The organism is Sphingomonas sp. Leaf37 (assembly GCF_920939475.1).
In the GTDB taxonomy this organism is placed as follows: domain Bacteria; phylum Pseudomonadota; class Alphaproteobacteria; order Sphingomonadales; family Sphingomonadaceae; genus Sphingomonas.
In genome coordinates this window covers 12,728-37,496 of record NZ_CAKLAX010000007.1, presented here as the reverse complement: position 1 = coordinate 37,496, position 24,769 = coordinate 12,728, and the positions used below count along the sequence as shown (strand labels likewise).

Annotated in this window: 21 protein-coding genes and 1 pseudogene; 14 read left to right on the top strand and 8 right to left on the bottom strand. The window is 60.1% G+C overall.

Going from position 1 to position 24,769, the window contains the following annotated elements:
* The first annotated feature begins 7 nt into the window (after positions 1-7).
* The 4 genes and pseudogenes from LRA87_RS17855 to LRA87_RS17840 form a co-directional block, all read left to right on the top strand.
* A complete protein-coding gene (locus tag LRA87_RS17855; protein WP_230782375.1) occupies positions 8-931 on the top strand; it encodes an NAD-dependent epimerase/dehydratase family protein in 924 nt (307 codons plus the stop codon).
* 198 nt (positions 932-1,129) lie between these two features.
* A complete protein-coding gene (locus LRA87_RS17850; RefSeq protein ID WP_230782374.1) occupies positions 1,130-2,398 on the top strand; it encodes a hypothetical protein in 1,269 nt (422 codons plus the stop codon).
* Positions 2,395-3,453, top strand: coding sequence for a glycosyltransferase family 2 protein (locus LRA87_RS17845; RefSeq protein ID WP_230782372.1), 1,059 nt, complete (start codon positions 2,395-2,397; stop codon positions 3,451-3,453). Before LRA87_RS17850 ends, LRA87_RS17845 begins: the two co-directional genes overlap by 4 nt.
* Positions 3,454-3,534: 81 nt before the next feature.
* Positions 3,535-3,729, top strand: a pseudogene (locus tag LRA87_RS17840) (hypothetical protein); the annotation flags it as partial.
* Here LRA87_RS17840 and LRA87_RS17835 read toward each other — a convergent pair.
* Positions 3,713-4,891 carry an O-antigen polymerase gene (locus tag LRA87_RS17835; RefSeq protein ID WP_268934885.1) on the bottom strand — a complete coding sequence of 393 codons (1,179 nt, stop codon included), beginning with the start codon at positions 4,889-4,891 and terminating at the stop codon, positions 3,713-3,715. The pseudogene LRA87_RS17840 and the gene LRA87_RS17835 sit on opposite strands and share 17 nt — an antisense overlap.
* A gap of 288 nt (positions 4,892-5,179) precedes the next feature.
* Here LRA87_RS17835 and rfbC point away from each other — a divergent pair, with 288 nt between their 5' ends.
* The 9 genes from rfbC to LRA87_RS17790 all read left to right on the top strand — a co-directional run bounded on the left by rfbC (position 5,180) and on the right by LRA87_RS17790 (position 15,707).
* Positions 5,180-5,752 (top strand): dTDP-4-dehydrorhamnose 3,5-epimerase, encoded by a 573-nt coding sequence (gene rfbC, locus LRA87_RS17830; RefSeq protein WP_230782368.1) that lies wholly within the window; start codon positions 5,180-5,182, stop codon positions 5,750-5,752.
* A 12-nt stretch (positions 5,753-5,764) separates the two neighbouring features.
* Positions 5,765-6,814, top strand: coding sequence for a dTDP-glucose 4,6-dehydratase (gene rfbB, locus LRA87_RS17825; protein WP_230782360.1), 1,050 nt, complete (start codon positions 5,765-5,767; stop codon positions 6,812-6,814).
* 39 nt (positions 6,815-6,853) lie between these two features.
* Positions 6,854-7,753 (top strand): dTDP-4-dehydrorhamnose reductase, encoded by a 900-nt coding sequence (gene rfbD, locus LRA87_RS17820; protein WP_230782359.1) that lies wholly within the window; start codon positions 6,854-6,856, stop codon positions 7,751-7,753.
* On the top strand, positions 7,750-8,631 hold the full coding sequence (gene rfbA / locus LRA87_RS17815) for a glucose-1-phosphate thymidylyltransferase RfbA (RefSeq protein ID WP_230782352.1): 882 nt from the start codon (positions 7,750-7,752) through the stop codon (positions 8,629-8,631). The genes rfbD and rfbA overlap by 4 nt, the downstream gene beginning before the upstream one ends.
* 188 nt (positions 8,632-8,819) lie before the next feature.
* Positions 8,820-10,193 carry an O-antigen ligase family protein gene (locus LRA87_RS17810; protein WP_230782343.1) on the top strand — a complete coding sequence of 458 codons (1,374 nt, stop codon included), beginning with the start codon at positions 8,820-8,822 and terminating at the stop codon, positions 10,191-10,193.
* A 40-nt stretch (positions 10,194-10,233) separates the two neighbouring features.
* Entirely contained in the window at positions 10,234-10,944 is a 711-nt protein-coding gene (locus LRA87_RS17805) for a polysaccharide biosynthesis/export family protein (protein ID WP_230782341.1), read from the top strand.
* A 124-nt stretch (positions 10,945-11,068) separates the two neighbouring features.
* Positions 11,069-13,165, top strand: coding sequence for a GumC family protein (locus LRA87_RS17800; RefSeq protein ID WP_230782339.1), 2,097 nt, complete (start codon positions 11,069-11,071; stop codon positions 13,163-13,165).
* Positions 13,140-14,396 carry a hypothetical protein gene (locus LRA87_RS17795; protein WP_230782337.1) on the top strand — a complete coding sequence of 419 codons (1,257 nt, stop codon included), beginning with the start codon at positions 13,140-13,142 and terminating at the stop codon, positions 14,394-14,396. The genes LRA87_RS17800 and LRA87_RS17795 overlap by 26 nt, the downstream gene beginning before the upstream one ends.
* A gap of 309 nt (positions 14,397-14,705) precedes the next feature.
* Entirely contained in the window at positions 14,706-15,707 is a 1,002-nt protein-coding gene (locus LRA87_RS17790; RefSeq protein ID WP_230782329.1) for a site-specific integrase, read from the top strand.
* 195 nt (positions 15,708-15,902) lie between these two features.
* Here LRA87_RS17790 and LRA87_RS17785 read toward each other — a convergent pair whose 3' ends face one another.
* The 5 genes from LRA87_RS17785 to LRA87_RS17765 all read right to left on the bottom strand — a co-directional run bounded on the left by LRA87_RS17785 (position 15,903) and on the right by LRA87_RS17765 (position 21,986).
* Positions 15,903-16,868, bottom strand: a complete 966-nt coding sequence (locus LRA87_RS17785; protein ID WP_230782327.1) for a hypothetical protein — start codon at positions 16,866-16,868, stop codon at positions 15,903-15,905.
* 8 nt (positions 16,869-16,876) lie between these two features.
* Positions 16,877-19,372, bottom strand: a complete 2,496-nt coding sequence (locus LRA87_RS17780) for a hypothetical protein (protein WP_230782325.1) — start codon at positions 19,370-19,372, stop codon at positions 16,877-16,879.
* 161 nt (positions 19,373-19,533) lie between these two features.
* On the bottom strand, positions 19,534-20,238 hold the full coding sequence (locus LRA87_RS17775; RefSeq protein WP_230782323.1) for a molecular chaperone: 705 nt from the start codon (positions 20,236-20,238) through the stop codon (positions 19,534-19,536).
* Positions 20,239-20,478: 240 nt separating this feature from the next.
* Positions 20,479-21,261, bottom strand: coding sequence for a hypothetical protein (locus LRA87_RS17770; RefSeq protein ID WP_230782321.1), 783 nt, complete (start codon positions 21,259-21,261; stop codon positions 20,479-20,481).
* Between the two features lie 146 nt (positions 21,262-21,407).
* Positions 21,408-21,986 carry a hypothetical protein gene (locus LRA87_RS17765; protein ID WP_230782319.1) on the bottom strand — a complete coding sequence of 193 codons (579 nt, stop codon included), beginning with the start codon at positions 21,984-21,986 and terminating at the stop codon, positions 21,408-21,410.
* Positions 21,987-22,365: 379 nt separating this feature from the next.
* Between LRA87_RS17765 and LRA87_RS17760 the strand changes: the two genes are divergently transcribed.
* Positions 22,366-22,746: a hypothetical protein gene (locus LRA87_RS17760; RefSeq protein ID WP_230782311.1), complete on the top strand. Its 381-nt coding sequence runs from the start codon at positions 22,366-22,368 to the stop codon at positions 22,744-22,746.
* A 28-nt stretch (positions 22,747-22,774) separates the two neighbouring features.
* On the opposite strand, the gene LRA87_RS17755 is transcribed toward LRA87_RS17760, so the two are convergent.
* The gene (locus LRA87_RS17755; protein WP_230782309.1) at positions 22,775-23,509 is read right to left on the bottom strand and encodes a helix-turn-helix domain-containing protein; all 735 of its coding nucleotides are present in this window, start codon (positions 23,507-23,509) and stop codon (positions 22,775-22,777) included.
* Positions 23,510-24,101: 592 nt separating this feature from the next.
* Positions 24,102-24,395, bottom strand: a complete 294-nt coding sequence (locus tag LRA87_RS17750) for a type IV secretory system conjugative DNA transfer family protein (protein WP_230782306.1) — start codon at positions 24,393-24,395, stop codon at positions 24,102-24,104.
* Positions 24,396-24,769: the final 374 nt, after the last annotated feature.

Here is a 24,769-nt window from a genome sequence, read left to right as displayed (position 1 = left end):
ATCGATCATGCGTATCGCGATCCTTGGAGCGACGAGCATGCTGGCGGCCGATTTCGTGGCCTACAGCCTCGGAAAACAGGCTCCCTATCGCTTTGCGCTGTTTGCCCGCGATCCGGACCAAATTCGTGCCGCCCTTGGTCGCCGCGGGATAACGGCCTTCCCCGAATGCGGGCGGCTCGCCGAATTTGTCGACGGTGAGTGGGACGCGGTCGTCAATTTCGTCGGTGTCGGCGATCCGGCTCGCGCCGCGGCGATGGGGGCCGACATCCTCCGGATCACGCGCGAGTGGGACGACCGCGTCCTCGACTATCTCCAGTCGCATCGTAACTGCCGGTATATCTTCTTCAGCAGCGGCGCTGCTTTCGGGATGTCGGCATCGCAGCCCAGCGCGTCGCAATCGTCGGCGTGTTTCAACATCAACGATATGACCGTATCCGCCTTCTACGGCATATCGAAGTTCTATTCCGAGGCCGTTCATCGGGCCAACCCGGATATGTCGATCATAGACATCAGGATATTCAACTATATCAGCCAATATGCCGACCTTAATCATCGATTTCTCATCAATGAGGTGATCGCTGCTGCCAAGAACGACACCACGATCAGTGTCGACGCCAACGATATGTGGCGAGATTACCTTGGGCAGGAGGATCTTTCCACGCTGGTGGCGATATGTCTTGCGGCACCCTCAGGGTATAACGGTGCAATCGATGCCTATAGCCTGGCTCCAATTTCGAAATTACAGATCCTTCAATTGTTCGAGGAGCAATTCGGTCTCAAATATCGAATTGATGGCGGCGGTATCAATGCCACCGGGTCCAAGTCCAATTACTATTCTACCAATAAAATTGCTCAATCCTTGGGGTATTACCCGCATTTTACCTCAGAACAGACGGTGCAGAATGTGGCAAAAAAGATAATTTCTTTATAATAGAAGTTTCTTTTTTGTTGCAGGTTATATTTAGTATGCAAAGTCGATGTGGAAACTGAATATGATACACAGGTTCTGTGCCGCTTTTGGTTTCCAGCATTATTTCACGATATGCCCGTTCCCACGCGTGCGCGGAAAAAATATCTGGTCAAATCAGGTAAACGATGTAATTGACGACATCATACGGTTGATTTGACAATGCGTATTCCCGATTATCGACGTCATTCGCGTTTGCTGCTGGACGTCGGACTGCTGATCGCGTTCCGTATTTCTGCGATTGCAGTCGGCCTTGTCTATGTCAAAGTCTATACCAGTCGGTTGACGACCGATGCGCTTGGTGTCTTCTTCTATCTGACGACGCTATCCTACTTGCTGAACGCTCTGCTGTTCGTGCCGTATGATTATTACATCCAGGCGTATTGCAGCCGTGCGGGCGAACACCTGCCGTGGCGACCCGTCGCGCGGATGACGGGTGGCGTGTTGGCTGCAGCACTCTTGCTGGCGTTGGCTGCCGGATCGCTGCTCATCGTGCTCGGCCAGTTGACCGTGGCTGACGTCGCCCTTCTGTACGGAATGGCGGTTTTGTTGTTCGTTTGCACAAGTTTACGCAACCTTCTCAACAATCGCGGACATCGTCGCATCGCAGCGGCCGCCCTGTTGATCGAGGCCGTCGGCCGTATCACAGCCTTTTTGCTACTGTTGTTCGCCTTTACCCCGTCGGGGCGCGTGCTCTTCGGCAGCGCTGCGGCAGCCCTTGCCGTCGAATTGCTCGTGTTGACCGGATTTGCTGCTTCCAAACTGTCCTGGACAGGCGATGCGGCACTTCGCCGTTCCTCCATCGTCGCGACGACGGCACCCGTATCCATATCCGCGGCCTGCAATCTGTTACAGCTCCAAGGGTATCGCACGATGTATCCGTGGTCCGGCATACCCACGACAGCGGCGCTATTCGCCGTGGTCGCCAACATCGGTGCGGCAGGCATGATGGCCGCCGGCCAGGTTTTTTCCCAGATCTTCCTCCCGCGGGTGTATCAGAGCGGAGGTGGATTCATCGGCACCTACGTAAAGCTTGCCGCCGCCCTGATCATGGCTGTCGCCACCTTTGCCTGGATCGTGTCGCCGTGGCTGGTGCCGTTCATGACGTCGCCTCTCTACGGTCGTTATGCGGGATTGATCGTATTCGGCGTCGTGATGGAGGGATCCAATCTGATCGTTGCGGCCATCGCAGCCAGATCGATGTTGCAGGGTGACACGCGTCATTTGATGACGTGGAACATCGCGAGTGCGGTTGTAGGAGCTGGCGGCTACGGCCTGTCGATCGTTTTCGCACCTGACAGCCCTATGGCGATCGGGATCGCGCTGCTCCTGTCCCAGGCCGTCGTCGTCGGGGGGTTGATGATGGGATTGCGGCGCAATCCACCGATCCAAACCGCTTCACCCCATCCAACAGTGGAAATCCTGCCATGACTGCGCGCGTAGATGATGCACTTCCGGCGTTGACACCGGGTGCGGCAACAATTGCAGTCGCGTTGGGCGACGCGGAAAGTGCGTTGTTGTTCGAACGTGCACGATCCGATCCGCGCCCGTGCCGCGTGACCATTGCCATACCGACATTCAATCGTCCGGAATTGCTTCGGGAAACGCTTGCATCTGCATGGGCGCAACAGGATTTTACGGATTATGAGGTCATCGTCGTCGACAATGCATCGAGTCCCGAAAACGTAGCGTCGGTCCTGGCATTTCTTCAGTCCGTCGAGCATCCCGTTCGCTATTATCTCAATAGTGAAAATGTGGGAGGATTTCCCAACTGGAACCGGTGTATGCATCTGGCACGGGGCGAATGGATCAGCGTGTTGAACGACGATGATCTGCTGAAGCCGGAATTCCTGTCGACCATGATGAAGCATGTCGAGCAAGATCCGACGCTCGAATCACTCGTTTGCCAAGCCGAGCCTTTTGACCAGCGTCCTCAGGCCATGCGCAAGAGCAGGACTCACACCATGGTTCGCCCCGCCTTCATTTCGGCCACGCGGTTCCTGGGGCGCGATTACATCCGGATGACCGCGACCCGTTTGTTCTGGTCGAACATCGCCGGTAGTTCGCTGGGTAGCCTCTACAAACGTGACGTTGTTCTGGGCCTCGGCGGTTTCGATCCCCAGGAGGCACCACCGGCGGACTATATCCTCAACGTCAGGCTGGCTCTGAGGAGTAGTTTTATACAGGTGCGGGCACCGATGGCGATGGTACGGCTTCAGGTGAATGACTCGATGAACCTGAATACGATGGGCGGTGTCCTGATCCGCAATTTCCGGCTCCGGAACCGGATGCTCGCCGAAAACCTTGTTCCACAGCGTTGGAAGCATTGGCCGCGCTATTTGCTGGCTCATGAATGGGCTGTGGCGCGCAATCATTGGAAGCAGGCTCCCGCACAGGCGGACGTTGCCCGCCAGTCGGGTGTAGATTTGCCCCAAGGCGACGCGAAGTGGGTTTATATCGTCCGCATGCTGCACGGAGGTATGTAGCCTTCGGATAGTGCTCGTCGGTTGTTGGGATGTGAGAGGCGGGATCGGGATCAGGCTCCGTGAGGAGATCGTAGATGAGCCGACAATCGCCGCCACCGACGCCGAAGCCGCATCGAGATCATGTTCGGCCGCCTGAGGGACTGACGGCGCGTTGGCGCCCGCGTTGACTGGTGCCCAACCGTCGTCTTCTTCGCCGTCGCCCTCGCTGCCGACCATCATCTGTCACGGGCCGTTCTGTCCCGCATTCAACATGGAATGCCTATCTCTGCAATCTAAGCGGTCTTACCATAAAGGATATCATCGGATACTGAAACAATATGGGAAGATAAAAGTAGTGATTGAAGAAAATGCTCAGTACCGCCGACTGAAGAAGCACGACGCTAAATAGAACAGACCTTACGCTGTTTCCGTTATAGGCGGCTTGCGACACGGCGCCGATCAGGAAGGACATCGTCACAATACCGAAAAATCCCAGATCCCTGTAGATATCGAGAAAGGCGGAACTGACGTTGAATGCGTTTGTAACCAGGTCTCCTGCTACCGTGTTGCTATCATACAGAACATTCCGGATAACCGACGGCAATAGAAGGGCCATCGAATTCGTAAGCCCCCAGTTCCATTCAGGGAGGCTGACAACGGTTTGGTGAATAAGATTATTGAGTGGTGTCGTTATATAGATGTACACCCACAGAAACCCTGAAGGCAGAAACGTCGGATAGCTGCTCGAAGGTTGCGCGAGTGCAAAAAACGCCGCTGCGCCGCTGCGTAGATCGCCGATCCAGCCAAAGCCGATGATGGCCAGCAACCCAAATATGCTCAGCCAGATCACCCGGGCCCCTTTAGGGGGGCCTTTGATAAAAAACATCAGAAAGAGGCATTGTAGCGTCCCGACGATGATGAGATTGCGGGAAATAACAATCACGCCCCAGACCAGCAGGAATACTATACCGATATAATATTTCTTCTGCTTGGTCGCTAAGCCAAGGAAGGTGCTGACGGTCGTCAGCGACAGAAGAATGGCGTTCATCAAGCCATGAATAGTCGGAATGCCGAAATCAAAGTATGTCTTCGACGATCCAGTAAGCGACCACAGCATCGGAATTCCACCGGAATAACCAATCTCTGCCAAGGTAACTGCAATCCACCCCGCAAAGGTAATCTTTAGAAGATTCTCCGTTTTTCCAGCAAGGCAATAGTCGATGAGAATCGTACTATTGCTCTTATGATTTCCTCCCAAATTCAGTATCTTCGATAATGAGACACCGAACACAAATGGCAGGGTGATCGCCAGAACGACCAGAGATGCTTCACCCCTGTCATATAGAAGAATATTCGAGAACTGGAGGATGTACAGAAACAGCGTGATGCCCCAGGCGGCGAGAAAAATCACTACCGGGCTTGTGTAGGCTGAGCGCCTTATCGGAAAGGACGATGTCATTGGTAAACTCGTATTGAATGCCGCCGTCTACGGGAATCACATAAGGGGCGCTAGAGGCTCGGGTGTGGCGATGTTCGGCGGCCGGCTTGCCGAACGATCGCTTGTACGCGGATGGGTTTCCGCTACGGATTCCTTAAAACGCGCGGGCAGGGTGCAGGCGATCCGCCGTTCCTGCGATGATAATCAGCCCGATTGGAAGGGCATTGATGCCTTGTCTGTCGACCTAGCCATCGGTCGATGTGACCGCATGCCTTGTTGTCTCACAATCATGTCGCTACCAATCCGAGGATGTCTAATAACCCTGTCCGCCTGATCTACCCGAAACGTCATGGTGATGCTCGTGGATGGTTTACTGAGGTATATTCTGTTCCGGTCTTCGAAGCATTGGGCATTACCTGCACCTTCGTGCAGGATAACCATTCGCTCTCGGCGCCGGCCTACACGCTTCGGGGGCTTCATTTTCAGCGTCCGCCGCATGGGCAGGACAAGCTGGTGCGGTGTGTCCGCGGACGAATCTTCGACGTTGCGGTCGACATACGCGAAGGCTCGCCGACGTATGGGAAGTGGGTAGGCGCTGAATTGTCTGCGGATAATGGACATCAATTGTTCGTTCCGGTCGGCTTCGCGCACGGTTTCGTGACGTTGGAGGATGACTGCGAAGTTTCCTACAAATGCTCAGACATCTACACGCCCGAGTGCGATGGTGGCATTCGCTGGAATGATGCCCAGATAAAGATAGATTGGGCTATGCCTGCCGGTACGATCCCCGAATTGTCGGGAAAAGATGCGGTCCAGCCGCTGCTCGCCGACTTTGACAGCCCGTTCGCCTATGACGGCCGCCCGCTCGAACCCCTCGCCTGAAGGACCTGACCCATGCGCATCTTCGTCACCGGCGGGGCCGGGTTCATCGGCTCGGCTCTCGTCCGTCACCTTATCGAGCATAGCGAGCATGAGGTGCTTAACTTCGACAAGCTGACCTATGCCGGCACGCTGACCACGGTCGAGCGGGTTGCGGACAGCAACCGCTATCGCTTCGTTCAGGGCGACATCTGCGACGCCGACGCTGTCCGTGCCGCGATCGCCGAGTTCAGGCCCGATGTCATCACGCATCTGGCCGCGGAGAGCCATGTTGATCGTTCGATCGACGGACCCGGCGCGTTCGTGCAGACCAACGTCGTGGGCACCTATACGATGCTGTCCGAAGCCCGCGCCTATTGGCTGGGCCTCGACGATGCGGCCAAGGCGGCGTTCCGCTTCCACCACATCTCGACCGACGAGGTATACGGCTCGCTCGGCGACACCGGGCTGTTCACCGAAGAGACGCCCTACGACCCGCGTTCTCCCTATTCGGCGTCGAAGGCGGGCAGCGACCATCTGGTCAGCGCGTGGGGTCATACCTTCGGGTTGCCGGTGCTGATCACCAACTGCTCGAACAATTACGGACCGTATCACTTTCCCGAGAAGCTGGTGCCGCTGATGATTGCCAAGGCGCTCGCCGGCGATCCGCTGCCTGTCTACGGCGCCGGCGATCAGGTGAGAGACTGGCTGTTCGTCGAGGATCACGTCCGGGCGCTGCAGGCGGTGTTCGAGCGCGGTGCGGTCGGCCGGACATACAATGTTGGCGGCCATAACGAGAAGCAGAACATCGAGGTGGTGCACACCGTCTGCGCGATCCTCGACCAGCTCCGCCCACGTGGGGATGGCCGCTCCTATGCCGAGCAGATCACTTCGGTCGCGGATCGTCCCGGCCACGACAAGCGCTACGCGATCGACGCCAGCCGCATAAACGACGAACTCGGCTGGCGCCCGCAGGAGACGTTTGAGACAGGGATCGAAAAGACCGTCGCCTGGTATCTTGCCAACGAGGATTGGTGGCGGCCGCTGGTCGCCGCCAAGGCTGCCGAGCGACGCGGGGTCGCCTGACATGTCACCTTGTCTGATTGTATACATGTCGGCGGGTCGATGACGATGGCGTCGAAGGAGATACTGATCACCGGTGCCGGCGGGCAGCTCGGCACCGAGTTGCAGCGCTGCGCCTGGCCGGAGGGCTGGACGGTCACGGCGGTCGATGTCGCCGAACTCGACCTACGCGACACCGCCGCGATCCTCGGACTGGTCACATCGCGGCCTTGGGCGGCGGTCATCAACGGCGCCGCCTATACTGCGGTCGACAAGGCGGAAACCGATCTGGTCACCGCCTGGGCGGTCAATGCGATGGCGCCGGCTGCGTTCGCCGAGGGCTGCGTGAAGGCGGGCATCCCGCTGGTCCAAGTCTCGACCGATTACGTCTTCGCCGGCGACAAGGCGGGCGCGTGGGAGGTCGAAGATCCCGTCGCGCCGCTCGGCGTTTATGGCGCGTCCAAACTGGGCGGCGAACTCGCGGTCCGCACCAGCGGCGTACGTCATGCGATCGTCCGGACCGCCTGGGTCGTCTCCGCACATGGCGCCAATTTCGTCAAGACGATGCTCCGTGTCGCGGAGACGCGCGACACCCTCAACGTCGTCGCCGATCAGCGCGGCAGCCCGACGAGTGCAGCCGATCTCGCGGCGGCCCTGACGACGATCGCGGTGCGGCTGGTCGAGGATGCGGATGCGCCCACCGGTACGTTCCACTTCAGCAACGCCGGCGACATCAGCTGGGCGGATTTCGCCACCGAGATCTTTCGCCAGTCCAGGCTGCGCGGTGGACCGGACGCCGATGTCGTACCAATCCCGAGCAGCGCCTATCCCACCCCGGCGCAGCGCCCGGCGAATTCGCTGCTCAGCCACGATGCGATCCGCGCCGCTTATGGCATTACCCCTCGCGACTGGCGCATCGCCCTGAGCGACATCCTGAACGAACTGATTGGAGCTGCACAGTGAAGGGCATCATTCTCGCCGGCGGCTCTGGCACCCGGCTCCATCCGGCGACCTTGGCGGTGAACAAGCAGCTGCTGCCGGTCTACGACAAGCCGATGATCTATTATCCGCTGTCGGTGCTGATGCTGGCGGGCATCCGCGATATCCTGATCATCTCGAGTCCCGAATATCTGGGCAATTACCAAAATCTGTTCGGCGACGGGTCGGCGTTCGGACTGACCATGTCATATGCCGAACAGCCCAGCCCCGACGGCCTCGCCCAAGCGTTCACGATCGGCGCGGACTTCATCGGTGACGATAACGTGGCCTTGGTGCTCGGCGACAATATTTTCTTCGGCGCGCACCTCACGGACCTGCTGGCGAGCGCGGTCGCCCGGCCGAGCGGCGCGACGGTGTTCAGTTACCGCGTCGAGGATCCCGAGCGTTACGGCGTCGTCGAATTCGGCGAGGGCGCACGCGCGATCAGCCTTGAGGAAAAGCCCGAGCGGCCCAGGTCGCACCATGCGGTGACCGGCCTGTATTTCTACGACAACCGCGTCATCCAATATGCGCGCGACCTCAAGCCATCGGCGCGCGGCGAGCTGGAGATTACCGATCTCAACCGCCTCTACATGGAGGCGGGCGACCTTTACGTCGAACAGATGGGTCGCGGCTATGCGTGGCTCGATACCGGGACGCACGACAGCCTGCTGGAGGCGGGCGAATTCGTCCGCACCATCCAGCATCGGCAGGGTGTTCAGGTCGCGTGCCTTGAGGAAATTGCCTATCTACAAGGCTTTATCACTGCCGAACAAGCGCGGGCAGCTGGCGAACGCTTCAAGAAAACGGCGTATGGCCGGGCGATCCTGAGTGCCATCGACATCACTGATCCTGAAATGTGACAGGATGCCATCCATCCTGATTGCGGGCGGGCGTTCAAGGCCGGAAGGTGCCCTCGGCCTGAGGCCCTCGCACGAGATCAGAGCGATGACCGCGATACGTCGTTCAGACGTCATGGAGCTACGTGCAGGGATCAACCGTCTGGTGATTAGAGTTTTACGCAACTCGTCAGCACGTATATGCGGCGTCGATGTCCGCTCCTGATCGCCTTTCCGACCGGTTGACACGTAATCCGTTGCTCGCCTTGTTTCTGGTGTTCGTGGCCGCATTGTGGATTGCGGGGGGGGCATCCCGTCCCAACGTGCCCGGGCAGGCCGTTGTTCGCGCGGTGGCCTGGGCGTGCCTGATTGCAATGATCGCCTTCAAATCCGGCTGGACGGTGCGGCGAGGACATGCGGCTATAGTCTTTGTGGGTGCCGGGGTGCTTCTGGCGATATTCCAGATCATTCCTCTTCCACCGGCCGTATGGCTTGGCTTGCCGGGGCGGAGTCTGTTCCAGGAGGCCGCCAGCATCGCCGGCGAGCCGGCTCCATGGCGACCGCTGGCAATTTATCCCACCGGCACGATTAATGCTCTCGGATCGTTGATCGTGCCGGTGGTGGCGTTGGTCTTCGTGACAGGGCGTGTCCGGATCGACGACGGCTCTTTGATCAAGGTCATGTTGGGCCTCGTCGTCTGTACCATGGTGGTCGGCCTGTTGCAGTTCGCCGGTCTGGGCATCAGAAATCCATTGGTGAATGGCAGCGTCGACGTCAGCGGGACCCTGGCGAATCGCAACCACTTCGCCCTCGTAATGGCCACCGGTTTTCTACTGACTGCGGCCTGGGCCGTATCCAGAGGCGGTTCCTTGCGGTGGAAAGGGTCCATTGGAATGGCGATCGCCGTAATGCTGGTCCTTTCCATCCTTGCAAGCGGGTCGCGGGCGGGCATGCTCGTGGGGGCTGTGGCGATTGGCTGCTCTTTAGTGATGATCAGACACAGGCTGCGCCGGGCCTTCGAACACTATCCGCGGTGGGTCTTCTTCGTCGTGCCGGCCGGTATCATCGCGACGATAGCTTTGATCATCGCCATCAGCATAGAAGCAGATCGGGCTGTTTCGATCACCCGCGCGCTGACGATAGATCCTGCCCAAGATATGCGGAGCATGGCATTTAATACCGTTATTGCCATGGTTACGCAGTATTTCCCGGTTGGCTCCGGGTTGGGCGGTTTCGATGCCGTGTTTCGTATGCGTGAGCCTTTGAGCCTGTTGAAGCCGACGTACTTCAATCGCGCTCATAACGATTTTGTCGAGATCGTGCTGGATACGGGAATAATCGGGCTTGTCCTGCTACTGCTCGGTACCGGCTGGTGGACGAGGATGAGCTGGCGCGCGTGGCGCACTCAAGGATCAGAAACGATGCTGCCAAAGCTGGGCTCTGCGATGATACTCATCATACTGATTGCCAGTATAGTCGATTACCCTGCACGCACTCCCGTGATCATGGTCCTTGCCGTTATCGCTGGTGTCTGGCTGGGAGAGGCGGGTTCATCCGCTTTACCTAAATCCGACGAACATCTATAGCCATCCGGCCTGGCTCCCAAATTGAAAGTTTTTCAAGCGCATGCGTAAAATCGCTATGGCCTTACTGCTGGCCATGATCGTATCCGGTTGCGGCGGTAGAAAGCCATTGGTTTCGACCGAGCAATTGACGGTGGTGCAAAATAGTGAGTCGCTCCCCGCACCCGCTCGCGAGGATCTCGTCGCACCCGATAGGCCTTCGCTGATCGGGCCGCTTGATACCATTCAGGTCGACGTATTCAACATTCCCGAACTCAATCGGGAGGTGCAGGTGGACGCTAGCGGTCGTGTCGCCATGCCGCTTGCGGGTACGATCGATGCACGCGGGCGGACTGCCAGCGAACTGGCGGGATCCATCGAGTCCGCCTTGCGAGCTCATTCCGTGCGCAACCCCGCGGTGACCGTCAACATCAAGAGTTCGGTCAGCCAAGTCGTTACCATCGACGGCCAGGTGGTCGAACCTGGTCTGTATCCGGTGACCAACCAGATGACGCTGCTGCGTGCTATCGCATCCGCCAAGGGTATGTCCGAATTCGCGCGCGACGACGAAGTCGTGATCCTGCGTACGGTCGGCGGTCGCAGGATGGCGGGGCTGTATGACATGAATGCCATCCGGCGCGGTGCCTACGACGATCCGGCGATCTATGCGAACGACGTCATCGTTGTTGGAGACTCACCGCAACGCCGCCTCTTTAGGGATCTGGTGGCGGTATCCCCGATATTAGCTGCTCCGCTAATTGCGATTCTGCAGTAAAGTTGAGATCATCATGAATAATCTATCCTCATCTTTGCGCGGAACTGCGCTTGACGTATCCGGATCACCTGAAACGGATTTGCTGAATCAGGGGGGCAATCCGACTCCGCCTATTCGCCGGTTCATGCTGATCGCGTACCGATGGCGTTACGCGATCATCGGCATAGTGGTGGGCTGCCTGCTGATCGGGACTATCGTAACCCTGCTAATGACGCCGAAGTACACGGCGGTCGCTACGGTCGAGGTTTCGCGCGATTCCAACAAGGTCAGTAATTTTGAAGGCGTCGAGCGGGAGACAAGCGTCGCCGATCAGGAGTTCTACCAGACGCAATACGGTTTGCTGGAGGCCCGCTCATTGGCGGAGCGTGTTGCAAATCAACTGCGTCTAGTCGACGATCCCAAGTTCTTCGAGCGGTTCGACATAGCAGATGATACACCCGCCTTTACCTTGGTCAACAACCGGTATCCGGCCAGCGGGCGCGTCGAGCGTCAGCGTGTGGCGAGCGAGTTCCTGCTGAAGCATCTGACGATCGATCCGACGCGTCTTTCGCGTCTGGTCAATATCGAGTTCACTAGTCCGGATGGCGCATTCTCGGCACTGGTCGTGAATACTTGGGCAGATAGCTTCATTCAGACAAATCTGGAGCGGCGGGTTCAGGCGACATCCTATGGACGCAACCTGCTGCAAGGACAGCTGGGTCAGGCCAAACAGAAGCTTGATGAATCCCAGCGCCAGCTGGTCGATTACGCCACGTCGCAGCAGATCATCAATCTGCCGGCGCAATCCAGTAACGGCACCACGACGTCCGAGCGTTCCATAGTCGCGGATAATCTTGCGGCGCTTAATACCGCACTGACGCAGGCTACGGCGGACCGCATCCAAGCCGAAGCCCGCTATGCACAGGCGGGACGGTCAGGTGCATCGACGGAAGCTTTGCGAAATCAGGCGATCAATACCCTTCGTCAGCGTCGGGCAGAGCTGGCCGCAGATTACCAGCGATTGATGGTTCAGTTTGAGCCGGAGTATCCTGCTGCAAAGGCGATAAAGTCACAGCTCGACCAGTTGGACCGCTCGCTGACGCGTGAAGAAAGCCGGATTACTAGTTCCCAGCAGGCCGATTATCGCGAGGCGCAGGATCGGGAACGTGCACTTCAGGCGAAAGTCGAGAGCCTGAAGACGAGTTACTTGGACCTTCGTCGCCGCAGCATTCAGTATAATATCTACCAGCAAGAGGTCGATACAAACAGGGCATTGTACGATGGCCTGTTGCAAAGATTCAAGGAGATCGGTGTTGCCGGTGGCGTCGGTGTCAACAATATATCCATTGTCGATCCGGCTGATGTTCCGCAGAAGCCGTCCAGTCCTCGCCTTCTGATCAATCTGGCTATTGCGCTGCTTGCCGGTCTCGGACTTGGTGCTCTGACGGCGTTCGCGCTTGAACAAATCGACGAAGCGATTTCGGACCCGTCCGAACTCGAGCGGTTGTTGGGTCTGCCGCTGCTGGGTTCTGTTCCAAAGGTGACGAATGGCACTCCGAAGGAGGCGCTCCAGGATCGCAAATCGGAAATGGTCGACGCCTATCTGGCGGTGCAAACCAATCTTGCGCTTACAACCGAACATGGCGTGCCCCGATCCTTCGCGGTTACCTCAACGCGGCCTGGTGAGGGCAAGTCGATTACCGCGTTGGCCTTGGCCACCATGCTGGCCCGCGGGCGGCGGAAGGTGATCCTGGTCGATGGCGATATGCGCTCACCATCTGTCCACCATCTTGGTGGCGTCGATCACAAGGTGGGACTCAGCAATTTTCTTGCCGGGGACGACCATATCGATGCCCTGACCTTCCATATGGAAGGTCTCGATTTCACCGCGATGTCTGCCGGGCCGATACCGCCGAATGCCGCCGAGCTGTTGTCCGGGGGCAGGTTGTCGGTGCTGATCGAGCTGCTGCTCCAGCGCTACGATCACGTCGTGATCGACTCTCCTCCCATCATGGGGCTTGCGGACGCCCTGCTCATTGCCAGTCAGGTCGAAGGCGTCGTTTACGCTGTGGAAGCGCAGGGTATCCGATCGAGCCTCGTCAAGATTGCCATCAAGCGACTTGCTGGATCAAATGGCCGTATTTTTGGAGGAATTCTGACCAAGTTCCAGGCTCGTAAGGCACATTACGGCTACGGTTATGAATATGGCTATGGCTATGGCCGAGAAGAGTCGAAATCCTGATGCGGCTTTGGTGAAGCAGACACGGTCTATGGATCGTCCCCGAAAAGCATTGGGGCTGAGGATCGGAGGCGGCATATTAGCTGCGATTCTGAGCTATGCTGGCGTAACTTTTTCGCTTGCACAATATTTAGTGACGAGGGACGCAAGCACAGCTCACACTTTTGCTCCTTACGATGGCCAGATCACGGCGGGTCTTGCAGGCAGTCTGATGAAAGCGGATATGACCGCGTCCGAGCGCGTCCGTCCAAGGCGACTGGCCCTGCTGGCGTTGAAGCAGGATCCGACGGCGTTGGGTGCGGCAACGGTGCTTGGAGTCATCGCGCAATTCGATGGCGATATCAAAACAGCGCGGCGCTGGTTCTCTTACAGCGAAAAGCTATCCCGGCGCGACGTCGTGACCCAGATGTGGGCTATCGAAGATGCAGTTCAGCGCGGTGATGTTCAGGAAGCAGTAAACCACTACGATATCATGTTGCGCGTGAAACCGGGCATGGCTGCAATGCTGTTTCCGATACTTGGAAAATCAAGTAGCGAGCCTGCCATTCGGACGGCACTGGTCAAAAAATTGCGTCAGCGGCCACGGTGGGGTGAAAATTTCATCAATTTTATGTCGGTCGGCGGCATTGATCCATCTATTACGGTACTTCTTTTCCGCGAATTGGCGCTTAACCATATTCCGGTTCCACAAGTTACCCAAGCGCGTACTATAGATGCGCTTGCTTCGGCTGGTCAATTTGATAGAGCTTGGGACTATTATGCGCTAAATCATCCGGGGGTTGCTCGTCAACGAGTCCGTGATGGAAATTTTGATAACGTAACCAATTCTCCATCTCTGTTCGATTGGTCGCTTATCAACGATGGTAAAATCAATACTTCGATACAAGAAGATAGTGGCCGAAACGTGTTTGGCTATACTGCATCTGGCAGTATCGAAAGTGTCATGCTGCGGCAAAGTGAAATGCTTCCTGCCGGTCGCTATGTTTTCAAAAGTCGTGGAAAATACTCGAATAGCGGGACTGCCAATGTGTATTGGTCAGTTGCGTGCCTTGACGGGAAACAAATTGCTAGAATCGAAGGGCAGCAGGAGAGCGCGGGGTTTGTTTTTTCTGATGCTTTCGATGTGCCAAAAGACTGCCCTATACAGGTTCTATCTCTTGTTGCGCGGCCTACGGATCGAATTACGGGATTCTCTGGACAGATCCAAGAAGTGGAATTGGCTCCCGCCCGCTGAAGCGTAATTATGATCATGCTTGCGGACATGATCAAGCTACACCGGAGCTCAGGGTGGATCGCGGCATGCCGGAAAGGATGGGCCGTCCGGTGTTTAGCCAAGAAGGAAAACGACCCGACCCGCAATTAGTGACTGACCGCTTGCTCGCAATGCGATCGACCAGTCTCGGGTGCAATGTTAGGGTTTCAACCTCAGGCAAGAGAATAGCGCTATGTCCGATAACAATGATTCTCGGACATAGCGCTGGTTCTATGAAAACGGGCATGGCACACATCCGTCATGGCTGTTGATCCATCTTCTCCTGCGCTCATGATCCAGTCTGACGACACCACCGGTGTAACGTCACTGCCGACCGTCTTCGCGCAGCCAACGCTTCCCGCAATCCTGAACGACAAGATCGAGATAGCCGCCGCCTACGCCAAATTGGCGCGGTCGGGGGCTACGAGGCGGGCGTATGGTTCTGACTGGGCTATTTTTACGGCGTGGTGTGCCGCGCATGGGCTGGGGGCGCTGCCGGCGACACCCGAAGTCGTCGCGGTGTTCGCGAGCGATCAGGCGACCGCCGGGCTCAACCCCTCGACGATCAACCGGCGGATCGCGGCGATCGGGCATCATCATCGCAGCAATGGCCATCCGGCACCGACGGCGATGCCAAGTGCCGGGCGGTTGGCCGAGGTGCTCGCCGGCATTCGGACGGAGCATGGCGGCGCCAGGCGACAGAAGCGGCCCGCCGATGCCGCTGCGCTGCGCAACATGCTGGCGGCGATCGAGGGGGACGGCCTGCGCGCGATACGGGATCGGGCCATCCTAGCGATCGGCATGGCCGCCGCGCTGCGCCGGTCGGAGATCGTCGCGCTCGAGGTCGGCCATGTCGGCATCGTGCCCGAGGGACTGAGGCTGACGATCGCGCGATCGAAGACCGATCAGGTGCGACAAGGCGCGGTCATCGCCATTCCCGAAGGATCGCGAATTCGGCCCAAGGCGCTGCTTCTGGCGTGGATGGCAGCGGCCGGACATGCCGAAGGGCCGTTGTTCCGGCGGCTGACGCGGACCGATCTGCTGACGCCCGCGGCGATGTCGGACCGTGCGATCGCGCGGCTGGTACAGCATCATGCCGGCGCGGCGGGGTACGACCCGGCCGAGTTCGCCGGACATTCGCTGCGGGCGGGCTTCCTGACCGAGGGCGCCGCGCAGGGGGCGACCATCTTCAAGCTGCAGGAAGTCAGCCGTCATAAATCGGTGCAGGTGCTGTCGGATTACGTCCGCAATGCCGAGCTGTTCAAGGACCACGCCGGCGAGCGCTTTTTGTGATGTGATGCCGCTGGTACGGGCGTTCGCCACCGCGTTAATGCTGAAGACACCGGTAGACATGTCTCGTGATCGACAATCAGGCACGTAGAAATATATAAATGTAGAAGTGTAGAAATTCAGACACGTCGACATGTATGATTGTATGGCTTTGCCTAGCGGCCAACGCCGCATGTAAGCGGTGGTTGACCGGCTCGACTAGATTGTCGCCACCGATATCGTCAGCACGTCGCCATAGTTGCCCGCCCGCATATTCGCGAGCGAGGGGATGATAAAGGCCAACGACAGCACGTCACGATGAAGCCCGCTCTTGCTGCCCGACACATAGCCAGCGCCCTCGCCGAAGCGGATCGGCGTGCCCTGCACCGATAGCGTATAGGGGATCGTCCAGTCCGTCCCCGCCAGCCGCAACCGCCCGCTGTTCAGCGATTCCACAGACAGGCGATAGCCCCGTGTGCTCATCACGTGCAGTTGAAGCGGCACCGCCGCCAGCCCTTCGGTCAGATTGCCGAGGTCGATGTCGGCCTGCGATCCGGTCCGGGTGAAGGCGCCGGCGAGGCTCAACGTCGCCGATGGCGCGACCCGCACGCCGACCACCACCTGCCGCTGCCCGAGCGGCACGCCCGACAGATCCTCCGTGGCAAGCAGCAGTCTTTGGGTGAACAGGCCGTCTCCGCCGATCCCCTCGCCGGGAACGTCGAAGACGTAGCGGACCAGTTGCTGCCCACGCGCCGCGATCACCACCGGCTGGTTGGTGGTACGGCGGATGGTGCGGCCGGCGATCGGCGTCGCGTCATATTGACCGTAAGTGTCGAGCAACGTGTAGGGTATTGCCGCGCCCATCCGCAGACCGCCGTCGCCGCGCAGGCCCAGCGTCGCCTGATCGGTGTCGAAGCGCGGATAGAAGCGGCATTCACCGTCGCCTTCATTGACGAACAACACGTCGAACGCGCTGTTCGCCGCACCGCCCGCGAAGGGGTCGTAATTGTCGATGACCCAGTTGGTCGCCACGGTGTCGATGCGCAGCCGGCATTCGGTGGACGCGCGCGCCGGCGAAACCTGTGCCTGGGCCGACATAGGCGCGGACACCAGGACGACCGCGGCGAGCGCCGCGATGCGCAGGGCAGCCCGCCGGATCGTGGGCCGAATTGCGGTTCGAATCATGCGGAGCCTCATTTTCCCGTCCCCAATTTGACTGTCCCGAGGTCGACTAATCCGTCGCTGTCCGCCGGTACGGCGAATTCGAAACTGTCCGCGGTGCTGAACAATTCGACCCGATAGGTGACGCCTGGCCGCAGGTTCTGCATCGCGAAGCGACCGACCGAATTGGTGAAGAACGATTGCGAGGTGCCCTTGCCGTCCTTGGCGACGATGCGACCGCCGGCAAGCGGTATCGGCTTGCCATCCGCCATGTCGAGCGTTCCCGTCGCGCTGACGAAGGCATCGGTGCCGATGCGCAACGCATAGCCGCTGCGATAGGGCGGCTTTACCCGCGCCACACCCGGGCCGATGTCGTAACCGGTCGGCACGTCGGCGACGTCATATTGCACCGACTGCGTGACATAGGAGGTCAGATAGCCGTTGACCGCGGCGCCGAGCAGGCCGCTCTTGCTGAGATAGTCGTTGTTGACCAACGACTGTCCCGCGACGACGCTGCGCCCCTTCAGCGTCGCGTGGGGATACAGCAGGGCGAAGCTGTCGTTTATCCGTCGACCGATGCCGACATGCCCGCCGGCGAAGGCGATCGAGCTGCCGACCCGCACCGTCGAGACCTGCTGGTTGGTGATCGAGCCGAAGCCGTTGCCATAGGCGGCATGACTGGCCGAGGCATCGAAGCGGTTGCCGGTATAATCGGCATAACCCTGAAGGTTGGCCGAACCGAGATCGCGCCCGGCCAACGCGCCGTAGCCGACGCTGCCGATCTGGCCGGTCGACGAGTGCGCGTAGGACACGGTGCTGGTGTCGGTGCCGCTGTCGTAACGCGCCTCTGCCCGGTCGCGATAACCCGGCTGGTACACCAGGCCGAAGCTGAAGCCCACGCCCTCGCGCGTGCTGGTGACGCCGTAGCGGGTATAGTTGATACCGCCCCTGACGCTCCAGCGCGGGGTCAGGCGGTAGGCGCTGCTGGCATCGAGGCGATAGGTGTCGCCCGTGCTCGACCGGCTTTTGAGATAGCTTGCCCCCATCAGCAACGTCAGGTCGAAAGTGAGCGCCCGCGCATATTGCGCATTGATGCTCCAGCCAGTCGAATTGTCGGGTTCGGCATAGCCCAGCCCGCCGAAGCGCCGTGACAGATAGTCGCCGCGGATGCTGAACGAGTCGATCTTGCCGCCGCGATCGAAAATCTGGTCGTAGGAGACGCCGATCGATTGGCCGGTGCCGTAGCGGCGCGTGCGGCTGACCCCAAGGTCGAATTGGATACGGCCGCCGTTGGGCAGGACGATCTGGGTCTGGCCGGTCGCCACCTGCACGGCCGCACTCGCCTGGATGCCGACGCCGATCGCCGGCTTGTCGAGGAACGCCTTGCGGTAGAAGCCGGTGAAAGAGAGGGGGCCGCCATAGGTCGGCGTTCGCCCGAAGCGTTGACTGGTGCGGCCGATATAAGCGGCATATTCATGGTCGCCGGGCTGCAGATCGATCGGATCGAGATACGAGCGATAGGCGACGTTCTGCACTCCGCCGGCATCGTCGCGGACGCGGATCTCGACGTCGTTCGACCCGGTGACCAACGGCAGCGCGCTGAGATCGTAGGAACCGGCATCGAGCCGCAACTGCTTCATCAGGGCGCCGTTGCGATAGATGTCGACGGTGGCATTGCGCTGCAGGACGATCTGGCGGTTGCCCTGCAGGATTGCCGAGCGGAATTGGTCGAACCGGCGCCGTTGCCGCGACACGCCAATGCCGCCGAGCTGGACATAGCCCTGCTGTCCGCGAATTTCCGGCGTCAGGTCGCCCGCCAGCCAGCGGCGGAAATGCGTCGGTTCGTCATAGACCAGCCGCGCATAGTTGCGATCGAAGCGATAGCCGGAGCCGGCGAGCCCGAAGTCCTCGGCATATTGCACGTCGCTTTCCAGCACCACCGGCCCGACCCGTGCGGCGCCGTTGAGATAGAAGCTCGGCTTGCTCCAACGTCCGTTCGCGCCCCACAGCCGGCTGGCGAGCATGTTGCCGTTGACGTAACCGGATACGAATGCGGGAACGAGGTCAACCTGCTCGTCATCATCGGTTGGCGTCTTGAACAATGATTCCAACGCCCGTTCGGTGGGCGCGATCTGGAGCACGACGACCGATAGCGATCCCGGATCGTAATCCAGCGACACGCCGCTCTGCGCCAGTTCCTCGCCTGAGAAGCTCGCCTTGTTGCCGAGCAGGGCGGCGAGCTTCGCCTGCGCCCCGGGATTGAGCAACGGGTCGAGGAGTTTGAGAAACGGGGCGGTCTCGACGATGAAGCGGTCGTCATGGGTCAGCAGCACCGGCACTTCGCCGAGCGGCCGGGTGCGATAGGTGAGCGGCACCGTCAGGTTGATGTCGCGCTCATAGGGATTGATGTCGGGGCGACCATATTTGCCGATCGGCACGGCGGGGACGGATGGCGCGACCGGCGCACCGGGCAGCGGCACGCTGACCGGTGGCTGTTGCTGCGCAGGGCCCGCGGGTGCGCCGGGCAAGGGGACGCCGACCGAGGGGCGTGGCGTTTGCCCGGGATCGGACGCTTGTCCGGGATTGGGCTGTGCCTGGCCAGGTAAACGCACACTGACCTGTGCGGCACCGGGCGCGGCACAGCCCAAGGCGATCAGGGAGGCGGCACACAGGTGCCGCGCCCGCCGCGTCATTTGCCGAAGCGAACCTTGATCGGTCCGGTCAGGGCGGTGCCGGTCGGAACCTGCAGCGTCCGCAGCCCGCCGAGCGGCGCGAGATAGCCGACGCCGATCGCCCGGCTGAGATCGTCGCCCGCCAGTGTCAGCTTGACCGGCTTGCCGTTCGTGCCGGTGCCTTCGATCGTCCAGTTGGTGCCCGCCATCATGGCGTAGCGGGTGCCGGTGTTGCGCACGACGACCTCGATACCGGGCGATGGTGCCGCGGCCGTCGTCGCTGCCGGCGCGCCGGGCAGGGCTGGCGGTTCCTTGGCGGCGATCGTCACCGGCTTTACACTGATGACCTCGACCTTCGGTACCGCATTGGGCGGGGCGACGGTGACCAATGCTTTCATGTGGTAGACGACCTGAACCTGCGCACCGCTGGATGCCTGGCCGGGCGCCAGATCGACGGGCAGCTGGTTGACCGACAGATAATAGCCGCGGCTCGCGGGCATGTCGGCGTCCCCCACCCATTGCAGGCGGATCACCTGGCGCGCGCCGGGGGGCAGGATTCCCTGCGGCGGGAACACCAGGAAGTCGGCGTCCGCCGGCGTTTCGCTCATCACGCCCTTGTCGTCGTAATCGATGCGGGTGATCCGCGTTTCGAACGGCAGCGCACCGGGGTTGAGATTCTGGACCTCGACGCGGGCGGTCGCGCCGGCGCCCTTGGTCGTCATTTCCACCACCATCGGCGATACGCGCATGGCGTGTGCGGCGCTGATCGCGACGATCGCCGTTGTCGCTAGGATGGGGACAAGAACGGCGGGGCGCATCATGCGCGCTGCGAGGAAACGGCACCGGAACGCCATCGTACTTGCCTAACCTTTTAGAAAACCGCGTGTTGGCCACGGGTTAGCGCGTATCGGTAAAGAAAAAGGGCGGGGGACTCATGTCCCCCGCCCCTGCAATCCTTCGGATCAGATGGTGGCGAGCGTCACCGTGATCTTGTCCGAATAGGTGCCAGCGACCAGCGCCTTCGACTGTGCCGGGATGGTCACGTCCATGTCGAATGCCGAGCGCCATGCGCCGCTCTGCAGGTTGTTGGTGCCAGCCTGAGCGCCGACCTGAAGAGTGCGGGCCAGCGTCGTCTTGCCGTCCACCGCGCTGCCGGTCCACGATGCGTCGATCGTGTAGGGAATACGGTCGGTGAACTGTGCAGGATCATAGCCGCCCGGTGCCTTGTTGAGCAGGCCGGCCGAACCGTTGTCCTTGGCGATCGTGACGGTGTTGTTGAAGTTGCAGCCGGCGGTCGCGCTGTTAACGTTGACCGTCATCTGATCGCGCTGGTTGAACGCCTGCGACACGTTGTCGTTGTTGCCGGTGCGAACGCCGATCGTGCCCAGGTTGATGTCATGCGCGGTGGTGCCGCCACCGTAGAACGAGCAATCCTTGGTGACGTTGCCGGTCAGCGTGAAGCTGTTGACGACGCTGGTGCTAGCGCTTTCGGTATTGCCCGAAACAGTTGCGCTGTCCTGATAGCGGCTACCGACGCCAGCTGCGAACTGCTCTGCCGAAGTCTTGCCTGGTACGATGACCGGCAGGGTGATCGACCCACCGAATGGCAGGGGGTAGGTCTGCGAACCAATCGTGGTCGGGGTCGGTGCAGCCGAATACACGGTGTTGGTGGTCTGCGCGTTGGCCGCACCGGCCGACGACAGGATGACGGCGACGGCGACGCCGGCCTTCAGAATGCTCTTCATGCTCTTATCCCTTTTAGTGCCGTTCGGCATGATCGCCGCCCGGTTTCCATCACATTGTCTTTGCCGCGATCTGTCGTTTACGGTTCGAATGACCGCCTACTCGGTGCTGCCGCATCGCGGGATTTCGGCAGCACGAACCCTGAAAATCAGATTGGCGCCACCGTGATGGTCACCGTTTCGGAATAGCGCCCGCCCAGCAGGCCGGCCTCGGCCGTCGGCGGGGCCAGCGCGACCGTCAGCCGCATGCCGTCCACCGCGATCCCGCCTCCGCTGGTCAGGCTCGCGCCCGCCATCAGCGCCGTGCTGGTAAAGCTCTTGGTCAATACGTCGCTGTTCGGGCGGCGTAGTGGAATGGACAGCGCAATCGAATACGGAACCAGCCCGGCGTAAGGACCCTGCCCGTGCGGAAACGCTTCATTGGCAAGACCGCCGTTGGCGGAACGAATACTGATCTGAAATGGAATATTACAGTTGAAGCCGACGGCCGCGACGCGCTGGATTCCGGTTTTGCTGAGATCGCCGAATGCCATGTCCCCAACGCTGCCGATCGCGCAATGTTCGGGAATGCTGCCGTGTACACTCAATTGCAGCCGGTTCTGATGTGCGCCTTCAGCGGACGCAGCATTGGACGAGAAGAAAAGTAGTGCCGACGCTATCATGGCAAAAAGGACGCAAATCCCTTTGCCCGCTCGCTTGCGCGGCGGTGATCCTTTCCCTGTAGCCATGTCCCCGCAGCCCCCTTTGCTGTCGGGGTCAGATACTTACCAAGGTGTTAGTCCGTCGAGTAAATAAAGAGTTAATAAGGTTGGGCTAAGATTGCACGATGATGCACCAATACTATGGTACACGAGAAAGCATTGTTTTTTCAGTGAGATAAGCTGGTCACGATCAATGCAGCGATAGCGCGGTGCGGCGACTTCCGCATCCGAACAGCGGTTGATGACCTATTGCTAGTTGGGGGAACGTAGGATGGGTGCAGCTCGTTCCCTGGCAAGATGATCGCTATCGCTGACATAACTTAATCTTAAGAGGTGCAGTGGCATGGCGGGGTAACACGGAACGGGTAAGACCATGCTGAAACGCCTAACGTCCGCAGGTGCCATCGTGCTCCTGGTTACATCGTCCTCCGCCTTCGGCGCGACCTTCAGCAGCAGCGGCTTCGGCCTGCGGATGATGGTGCCGGTGCAATGCACGCTGCGCCACGAACCGGCCCTGTCGCCGGCAGGCAAAGGGTATCGACTTGGCGAGCTGATTGAATTCTGCAACGCGCCGGCTGGCTATGACGTTCAAGTCAGCTACGTGCCCGGCTCGATGCGTGGCGCGGTGGTGACGATCGGCGATGATCGCGTGACACTGGACGGATCGGGGCAGACCGTCGTCAGCCGCGCACCTGGCCCGCGCATACGCGACCGGACGATCGTCGCGGAGCCCGGCCGCAACGGTTTCGACACCGACAAGCTGGATTTTGCGATCGTCGCCAACTGAGTGTCAGTGCCGGCCTCCGCTTTGCGCGTCAGCGGCGACGGTGCACCTCGCGGTAATCGCCGGGCGTCATCCCGAACGCCTCGCGGAAGCTGCGTCCGAGATAGGCCGCGTCGCAGAAGCCCCAGCGCTGCGCCAGCGTCGCCAGTGTCTGCTGAGGCCCGGTCGCGCGGAGCGCTTCGGCAACCTTCTCCAGCCGGCGTGCGGCGATATAGGCCTGCACGCCCCCCTCTGCCTCCATTACCCGATACAGCGACGCGCGCGAGATGCCGAGCATCCGGCCGAGTCGGGTTACATTGAGCGTCGGCGAGCCCAGTTCGCGCTCGATCATATAGCGGACGCGCACACCGAGAGTTTTCTCCTGAAGGACGATGTCCTTCACGTCCTCGTGTAGGCTGGTCTTGATCGCCATTGTGATCAGGTCGACCACCGTCTCACCTAGCGCAGCGGCTGCGGTGATCGGGTAATGGTGCGCGTTGCGGCGCAACGCGTCCATGAAGGACAGCACTATCGAGGCGTGGTGCGGGGCGACAACATGGCCGTGCAGCGCTCGGACCGGGCCGAAGATCGCTTCCGCTTCGGCGCGTTGCAGAACCAGCGCTACGCTGTCCGAGGCCTCCGATATATGCGTTTGGGGTTGGGCGAGATCGTTGATGATGATCGTGCCGGCACCGGCGTCGAGCGTTCGTCCCGCCATGTCGCCCCGCGCGCCACCTGCGAAGCGGCAGTTGATGACCATCTGGTCGTAATCGTCGCGTGCCGCCATTGCTGGCGTCCGTGTCCACTGCTGAGACGTGAATTGGGCAAAGCCCAGATCGGTTGTTCCGAGGCTTAACCAATGCGCGGAGCATGCGAACGGTTGAAGCGGCAAGGTGTCGAACACCCGCTTCAAATCCCCCCCACCCTCACGCCAAGCGGCATAGGTGTCGGTGTCCTGAAGAGTGGCAGTGTCGAACACCGGCACGAACTCCAGCGTTGGAGCATCGGAAGCAGGAGGAGCAGCAAATCGTTTCACGGGTGAACGTATGAATTATAACCGATCCGTTGGTAAACAGGGTGTTAGAACTAATTCTGTTCCGGATGAAGACGGTTGCGTCGTCCATATCGTCGAGCGGATCGTTTCAATAGGAGTAGAGTTTCGGCCCTGCACTTCGACCCATACCGATCCTCCATCTGCAGAGATCAGCCACGCTGCGATGCGGATGATTAAACATATACGAACTGGAGAGGCCGATTCGCACGAACAAGCGCTGTCGCGCCATCTCGGTGACGACGTGGTTCACCGGCAATCGCAGCCATCGGCATGAGTATCGAGCGGATTGCAGCAGGCAGGGCGCTGACCCGACACGCCGAACGGATCAAGGCACCAGACTTTGTCCTTGGCGACGCTCACAGGCCGTGATGCGGGCATTCCCGTCTTTGGGGGCGATGCAGATCACCGAGCGATAGAGCAGCAGCAGGTTGGGGATGATCGTGCCCGAGCGGGCGGGGGCAATCGTCACGAGATGCGCCGCGCCGTCGTAACGCAGCAGCTTCCCCGCCCTCGCCCAGCGGCCGATCAAGAGCTCCCCGTTCGCCTCCAGCTTCCGCACGCCGGCGCGGTCGCCGAAACGGGCGGAGCCGAGCAGACCGCCCCGCTGGTTGCTCGGCACGTCGGTTGAACCGTCAAGCCAAGAACAGGATCGCGTCGGCCAGCAGGACCGGAATGTCCGTCGCTATCTCGCTATAACCGGAAATGCTTGAGCCAGGCGTTACTCGTCATCAGCGTCACGAAGGCGACGAAGGCCGCAGTAGCGGATTGATCCGTTGCCTTGGCTTCAGTGCGCGCCCATGGCCGTGACCGGCAGGGCCTGATCGTCGTCGCGACACGCTCGACTTGCCGAATGGGAAGCCGGGCCGCAGCGCCGGATGCGTTCGCCAACATCGCGGCGGCCGACCGGATCGCACCGCCAACCGCAAAGCTGTGCAAGCCTGCTACATGACAGCCGGGAGGACGAAGAAGGTGGTGCGCTGTACTATCGAGATC